The organism is Streptomyces vastus (assembly GCF_039532825.1).
GTDB classification, from domain to species: domain Bacteria; phylum Actinomycetota; class Actinomycetes; order Streptomycetales; family Streptomycetaceae; genus Streptomyces; species Streptomyces vastus.
In genome coordinates this window covers 1-997 of the sequence record NZ_BAAASJ010000100.1, presented here as the reverse complement: position 1 = coordinate 997, position 997 = coordinate 1, and the positions used below count along the sequence as shown (strand labels likewise).

General features: G+C 61.6%; 1 protein-coding gene. It reads left to right on the top strand.

Annotated elements, in window-relative coordinates:
* Nucleotides 1–971 (top strand): IS110 family RNA-guided transposase (locus ABD357_RS32950; RefSeq protein WP_344394727.1); only part of this gene is annotated, 971 nt, incomplete at its 5' end.
* Nucleotides 972–997: the final 26 nt, after the last annotated feature.

The following is a 997-nucleotide window of genomic DNA, read 5'->3' as shown; positions in this document are numbered from 1 at the left end:
GATCAAAGTTCGCGGCGTTCAAGAAGAGCTTCGGTGGCCAGGGGAAGAGCGACCTCAAGGATTCCTACATCATCGCCGAATTCGCACGCTGCCTCAGGCGGCAGACAGTCCCGGTTCCAGCTCCTCCCCGGCTCACCAAAGAGCTTGGGCTGATTCTGACCCACCGGAACGGCCTGTCGGCTGAACGCACCAGGACCATCAACAGGATGCGATCCTTGCTGACCAGCATCTTCCCGGAGCTGGAACGATCATTTGAGTTCGCTCGCTCGGAGGGCGCGCTGGTTCTGCTGTGTGGGTATCAGACGCCGGCCGCGATCCGGCGTATGGGCGAGAACAGGCTGACAGCCTGGCTCGCGAAGCGTGGAGTGAGGAAGGCGGCAGACATCGCAGGGAAGGCCGTCACGGCCGCCAGAACCCAAGAGTCGTCGACCAATGGAGAGGAGCTGGCGGCAGAACTCGTGGCAGAACTCGCACACAGAATCGCCGGCATGAACGCCCGCCTGAAGGAACTGGAACGCTCTATCAAAGAGCTTCTCTCCCAACATCCTCAGGCACCCATCGTGCTCTCCATGCCGGGATTTGGTGAGCTCCTCGCTGCTGAACTCCTCGTGGCGATTGGCGACATCTCAAGATTCCCGACAGCTGGGCGACTCGCTGTCGCGGCAGGAATGGCACCCGTCTCCAGGGACTCCGGCTCAAACACTGGCAATCGCCTTCGGCCAACGCAGTACAGCCGTCCCCTCCAGCGCGCCTTCTTTATGTCATCCCAGGCAGCCTGCCTGACGGCAGGAACGTGGGAGAGGGAGATGTACCACCGGAAGCACATGGGCTATGCCCACGACAGGGGTCGCCACAAGAAAGCCGTCATTGCCGTGGCTCGAAAGCGGGTCTCCATCCTGTGGGCGATGCTGCGCGACGGCCGACTCTACGAGAGGGAGTACAGCCCCCGGGAGGAGGTTCAGGCAGCTTGACTTACTGCATTAAGAGTCAGCATGCC